This is a genomic window from Actinophytocola sp. (genome assembly GCF_036002505.1).
Classification (GTDB): domain Bacteria; phylum Actinomycetota; class Actinomycetes; order Mycobacteriales; family Pseudonocardiaceae; genus DASYTH01.
The window spans coordinates 1-5930 of record NZ_DASYTH010000127.1; the positions used below are offsets into that span (position 1 = coordinate 1).

The 5930-nt window shown below is 70.1% G+C and carries 3 protein-coding genes; all 3 read right to left on the minus strand.

All coding sequences use genetic code 11. From position 1 onward, the window contains the following. Nucleotides 1-12 precede the first annotated feature (12 nt). From VGR06_RS10975 to VGR06_RS10985, 3 genes are read right to left on the minus strand one after another with little or no spacing between them, the layout of a single operon-like run. Nucleotides 13-1041 (minus strand): glycoside hydrolase family 43 protein, encoded by a 1029-nt coding sequence (locus VGR06_RS10975; protein WP_327558904.1) that lies wholly within the window; start codon nt 1039-1041, stop codon nt 13-15. After that, entirely contained in the window at nt 1038-1844 is an 807-nt protein-coding gene (locus tag VGR06_RS10980) for a family 16 glycosylhydrolase (protein ID WP_327558905.1), read from the minus strand. The genes VGR06_RS10975 and VGR06_RS10980 overlap by 4 nt, the downstream gene beginning before the upstream one ends. 19 nt (nt 1845-1863) lie before the next feature. After that, complete coding sequence (locus VGR06_RS10985) at nt 1864-5895, minus strand: beta-galactosidase (protein ID WP_327558906.1); 4032 nt, start codon at nt 5893-5895, stop codon at nt 1864-1866. Nucleotides 5896-5930 lie beyond the last annotated feature (35 nt).

Genomic DNA, 5930 nt, shown 5'->3' on the forward strand with positions numbered 1-5930 from the left:
TTTGTGGACACGTCAGCGGATGCGGGTGATGCGGTTGTGCTCGGCCTGGGTGACCGGCAGCACCGTGCCGTGCCGGGGTGAGGCCGGGAGCTGGAAGCCGGCGGACAGGGTCCAGCGGCCGGAGGCGAGGTCGGTCGTCTCGAACGGCACGTAGCCGCGGCCGCCGAACTCGTCGATGAAGAGGTACCACTTGTTTTCGGTGTTCGACCTGAACACCGCCGGGCCCTCACCCCGGCTGACGCCCGGGCTGCTGGCGGTGGCCCTGCCGACGCACTCGGCCACGAGATCGTAGGTGGGGTCGAGGATGTCGGTGGACTTCTCCTCGGTGATGAACTTGGCGCACGGCGATGAGGAGCTGGGATCCCGCTCGTCCTTGGTGAACCGGTAGAACGTGCCCTGGTGCTGGATCAACGTGGAGTCGATCACGGAGTGGCCCGGGTCCAGCCACACGTGCGGCTCGCTGAACGTCACGAAGTCCGTGGTGGTGACGTACAGCATCCGGTTGTAGCTCTCGCCGGTGTGGTCCGGGTCGGACGCGGCGTACAGCTTGGACGCCCAGAACACCACGTAGACGCCGCGGCTCGCGTCCCAGAACGCTTCCGGTGCCCAGGTGTTTCCGGCCGTGGGCGGGGAGACCTGCACCGAGCGCTGGTTGGACCAGTGGACGAGGTCCCGGGACTCCCACACCATGATCGAGCGGCTGCCGTGGCGCTGCGCCCGGTCCCAGTCGCCGTTGCCGAAGATCCGCAGATCGGTGGCGATCAGGAAGAACCGGTCGCCGCGCGGCGACCGGATGATGAACGGGTCGCGCACGCCCCGCTCGCCGAGCGCCGAGGTGAGCACCGGCCGGCGGTTGTTCAGCTCGTCGAAGCGCAACGGGTCGTTGCCGCGGCTGGCCGCGAAGTAGATCTGCTCACCGTTGGCCGTGCCCTCGCCGGTGAAGTAGACGAAGAGGTAGCCCCGGAAGGGCGCCGCGGCCTGCGCGGGCAGGCCGGCCAGCATCGCGGCGAGCAGGGTCACGATCACCAGGATGGGTTTCATGCCCTCGTCCGTCCCACGTAGAGGTTCCGGGCCCGGTACAGGGTGTCGGCGGTCGGGCCGGGCGAACCCGAGGCGCCCTCCATCTGCAGGTTGATGATGATCCACATCGGTTTGTTGACGAAGTTGGCGCCGCGGTGCTGGCCCACCCAGTTGCCGTCGAGGTAGTAGTGAATGTCCACATCGGACGCGTTGACCTTGGTGATCCAGGCGCGGTATCCGTGCCAGCTGCCCGGGCTGGACACGCCCACCACGGTGTTCGACCAGGCGCCGCTCGCGTTCTTGAAGGTGTTGAACCAGTTCCGTGCGTCGCCCTTGAACTCGAGGATGTCGCTCTCCGGCGGCCAGCTGGTGGCACCGGTCAGCCAGAACGCCGGCCAGGCGCCACGGGCCGCGGGGGCCTGGAACTCGCCCTTGACCTCCCAGTTGGGGAACTGGTCGGTCACCAGCACCTGCTGCTTGGCATGCACCGCCCCGGAGTGGTAGCGGATCGGCAGGTGCGGATCGGCCGAGCTGGTGCCCTCGTCCCAGTTGATCCGGGCCGCCCGGATGGCCAGCACCCCGGCGCTTTCGAGGAACACGTGGTTGTGGTCGGTGGCCGAGGCGTACATCCGGGCGGAGCCGTTGTGGTCCGATCCCCAGGGGTACCGGTAGTTCCACGCCGCCTCGAGCGTGGCGTAGCTGGCGAACGTGCCGTTGACCACCGTCTCCCAGGTGGCCGCACCCGCCGGCGGTGCGGCCCCGAGCACGGCACCGGCGAGCCCCGCGCCGCTCGCGATCAGAAAACCTCGCCTGCTGTGCTTCATGGGAGATCCCCTTTCCCTCTTATTCGGCGCAGGACAGCCGCGCTTCGGCCCAGTCGGCGTGGTCGAGGCCGTTGCCGTCGCCGGCGTCGCCGATCATCAGGTCGAGCTGGCGGATGCCGGTGAGGTCCACATCGAGTGCCGCCGAGGGCGAACTTCCGGTCAGCGCGGGCGTTTCGGCGAGCGTCGCGCCGTCGCCGAGGACGGAGAAGCGCACCGAGCCGGAGTTGCCGACCTCGTCGTCCACGCCGACGGTCGCGGTGAACCGGGTGCAGTTCCCGCCGAGGTTCAGGGTGACCGCGCCGTTCGCGTGCACGCCGAGTCCCTCGGCGTAGACGGTTCCGCCCAGCGTAATGGGGCGGCCGTCGCCGGGCTGGTTCTCGCCGTTGGAGGTGTCCCGCTCCACCGGTCCCCAGCCGTTGGTGGACAGGAACGGCAGGTCGCTGACCCAGTTCACGCCGGTGGGTGGCGGGGTGGGCACCCCGCTGGTCGTGGTCGCGATGGCCCGGTCAGGCCGGGCGCGCACCCGATACGTCGCGGTCGCGCTGAACACCGCGGCCGGTGGCTGCTCCCCGCCGGGCGCCCTGACCTGCCAGGCCACCTTGACCGCACCGCCGGGCGGGACCCGGTCGGCGTGCGTCGAGCCGACCGGCGTCGCCGTCCATCCGTCCGGTATGGACAGTTGGACATCGGCGTCGCGCAGCTCCGTCGAGGCCGTGAGGATCGCGCCCACGATGCCGGTGCCACCGCGCTCGATGACGTCCGGCGCGCTGACCGACAGCCGCGCGGTGGACGGCGGCACGGCGAACGCGCGCGGATCGAAGCCTGGGGAGTCCACATCGGATACTCGGAGGCTGGTGGTGTGGTTGGCGTACTGCTCCAGGCCGACCTGACCGAGCCCGCCGGTGCTGCCGTCGGCGTTCCACACCGCGATGGCGAGCGTGTTGCGGCCGTCGGTGCGCAGCAGGCCGGCGGGCAGCGGGAACGACCGCTGCGGGCCGGTGTCGTTGATGTACCGGCCGATCTGCCAGCCGTTGAGATAGATCAGCGCCCGGTAGTGCCGCGCCGGGTCGTCGGTGAAACGCAGCCCGACCGGCACATCCTGGCCGGGTGGCAGGTGCAGCTCGAACGTGGTGCGGTACCAGGAGGTCCCGGGTGTGGTGTCCGGGTGCGGCAGGGTGACCGGTTGCCAGGACCGGTCCGGGTAGCCGGGCAGGAAGTAGCCGGTGCGCTCGCCGAACTGCCCGCCGAGGTTGAACGGCCCGCGGACCGGGTCGACCAGCAGCTCGCCGCCGAGCGTGCCCTGAATTCGCCAGCCGAGTTGGGCCGTGGAGCCGAGGATGCTCGCCGCGGTCAGGCCGCGCGGCTGCTTGTGCGAGTCGTCGGCGTTGAAGTCCTCGTTGTGGCCCATGTTCTCGACCAGCACGGCGAGCACGTTCTCCGCACCGGACCGCACGCTGCCCGCCGGGAAGTCGAACCGGTGGGTCGGATCCCCTGAGCTGCCAAGGAACGTCCCGTTGAGCCAGGCGCTGTAGATCCCGGCCCGGCCGGTGGTCGCGGAGAGCGCGACCCCGGTCTCGGTGCCCGCCGCGGTGAACCGGCCCCGGTACCAGACATCGCCGTGGTGGAAGCCGTACTCGTCGGCATAGAGCACCGGCGGCGCGGCCGGCTTGGTGGGATTGTTCGTGGTCGACTTGTCGGCCAGTGCCCAGCGCCCGTCGTCGAAGCCCGGGTCGGCCTCCGGCGTCGCCCCGGTGAACCGCCAGTTCGTCAGCTCCGGCAGCGTGACCGGCCGCGGCCCGGGCAGCACGCCCGACACCGGACGGCCGTTCCAGGTGACGAACCGCGCGGCGCCGGCCCAGACCCGCAGTGGAGTGTCGGCTGCCAGGTCGCCGGTGATCTCCAGCCGGCCGTGATCAGCGCGGACCGTGCGTACCAACTCCGGACCGCGCACCAGGACCGGGCCGGCCGAGGTGTCGGTTCGCCAGAACTCGGCGGCCACCTCGTCGGTGGCGAGCAGGAGCAGCAACGGCGTGCCGGATTGCGGCGTGATCAATACTTCGGCCAGGCCGTCGTGCTGGTAGTTCAGCCGCAGGTCACCGCGCTCGGTGTCCCAAGCGGACTCGACGGCTCCGGACAGGACGCGCACCTGGGGTGCGTCGGCGAAACGCAGCACGGTTTCGCCGTCCTGCCCGGCGCGCCCGTACAGCAGCGCGATGTCCCGGTCACCGATCCGGGCATGGGTCATGATCTCCGAGGTGGAGTACTGGAGTCTTTGAGAATCCATCCGGTAGCCGGCCACGAGGGTCTTGGAGTCCCGGCCGGCCAGGGTGATCGCGGTGCCGGGCTGCTGCGGGACGCTGGGGTAGACCTCGCCAGCCGTCTCCGGCGTGTCGAACGCGTCCACCACGACGAAACTGCCGGACGCCGCGGGGTTGCGGGTGCCGGTCGCGACGATGGTCAGCGTGTGCTGGCCCGCTGCGAGGTTGTCGGCGGAGTAGAGCACCTGCTGGAACTGCTTTGTCGCCGCGTAGGTGTCCACAGTGGATACTTTGGCGCCGTCCAGGAGCACGTCGGCGATGCCGTGGTTGGCGTCCAGCGAGGAGACCCAGCGCACCGACGGGCCGGTGAACGTGAGTGAGACGCTCTCGCCGGCGTTGGCGCTGAACGACTCCGTGTCGCGGTAGTCGCCGGCCGTCCACGGCTGGCCGGACGCGTGCTGCCAGCTCGCACCGGTGTAGGTCAGGGCGGTGTCGGTGTCGTCATGGGTGAACGTGCCGTCCACGCCGAGGTCGACCCTGAGGTGGGTGGCGTTGGTCGCGGTGGACGTGCTGTCCCGGTGCCGCAGCACGTAGAAGTGCGTGTTGTCATCGGGGTTGACCCGGGTCGTGGCGATCACCGCCGGATCGGTGGTGGGCGCCGCGCCGGCGGGGTCGGTCTTGGTCAGCGGCGCCACTGCGGACACGAAGTAGCCCTGCCGCTTGAGCTCGTCGTACTTCGTCGTCAACTGGCGGGTCTCGGTGATCGCCGCGCCATAGTCGTAGGAGGTGTAGACCACGCCCGGGTCGGCCAGCCAGCCCCACGAGGTGCCGCCGAAGGTCATGTAGAAGTTCTGCGCGGTCGCCCCGCTGGCGACGTTGTTCTTGTAGAACACCTTCTCGAAGTCCGGCCCGATCAGCTGCCGGCAGTTCTCGTAGCCGGGACCGCCCCACGGGTCGAACGCGCCGCCCTGGTACTCGGCGGTGAACACCGGCACGTCGTCGCGCAGCCGGGTCAGCGTGTCCACGCCGCGCCACTGTGTGGGGTTGCTGCAGTTGAATCCTTGCGGGTAGCTGTCCCGCGTCGGCACCGGCACCGAACCCGGGCCGGTGGCCCAGGTCGACGGGCCGCAGCAGTAGTTGTGCATGACCGGCACGGTGATCCCGTCGGCGCGGATCTGCTCCTGCAGTTGGGTCATGTGGGCCGGGTCGCCGTTGTTGCCGTACTCGTTCTCGGCCTGGTACAGCAAGACACTGCCGCCGCCGGTGGTGAGCTGGTGCCGCGCGATGATCGGGTCGATGTGCCGCAACCATTCCTGGTACGCCGCGGTGTAGTCGGGCGCGCTGGACCGGGCCCGGCCCTGCTGCGTCGCCAGCCACCCGGGGAAGCCGCCCGAGTCGGTCTCCGCGTTGATGTACGGGCCGGGCCGGGCGATCACGTAGAGCCCGACCTCCTCGGCGATCTTCAGAACCCGCTCCACGTCCCGAATTCCGGAGAAGTCGTACACGCCGGGCGCGGGCGAGTGGTACGCCCAGTCGAAGTAGATCGAGGTGGCGTTGAACCCGGCCGCCTTCATCTTCTGCAGCACGTCCCGCCACAGGTCCGGGCTCGGCAGCCGCCAGTAGTGGAACTCGCCGGACCACAGGTAGATCCGCCGGCCGTCCACCGTCACCGAGTAATGGTCGAATCCGACCGTGTGGGCGACGGGCGGGCTCGGCGGTGGTGCGGCGGCGGCCGGTGTGGTGACCAGGGCCGCGGTGAGCGTGGCGGCGAGGGCGATGGCGACGGGTCTCACGAGCGCTCCTCCATGAGGGCCTGGGGGAGTGGGGT

Bases quoted from the DNA above. Each gene is read 5' to 3' on its own strand.
- VGR06_RS10975 (WP_327558904.1), bottom strand. From the start codon at position 1,041: ATGAAACCCATCCTGGTGATCGTGACCCTGCTCGCCGCGATGCTGGCC.
- VGR06_RS10980 (WP_327558905.1), bottom strand. From the start codon at position 1,844: ATGAAGCACAGCAGGCGAGGTTTTCTGATCGCGAGCGGCGCGGGGCTC.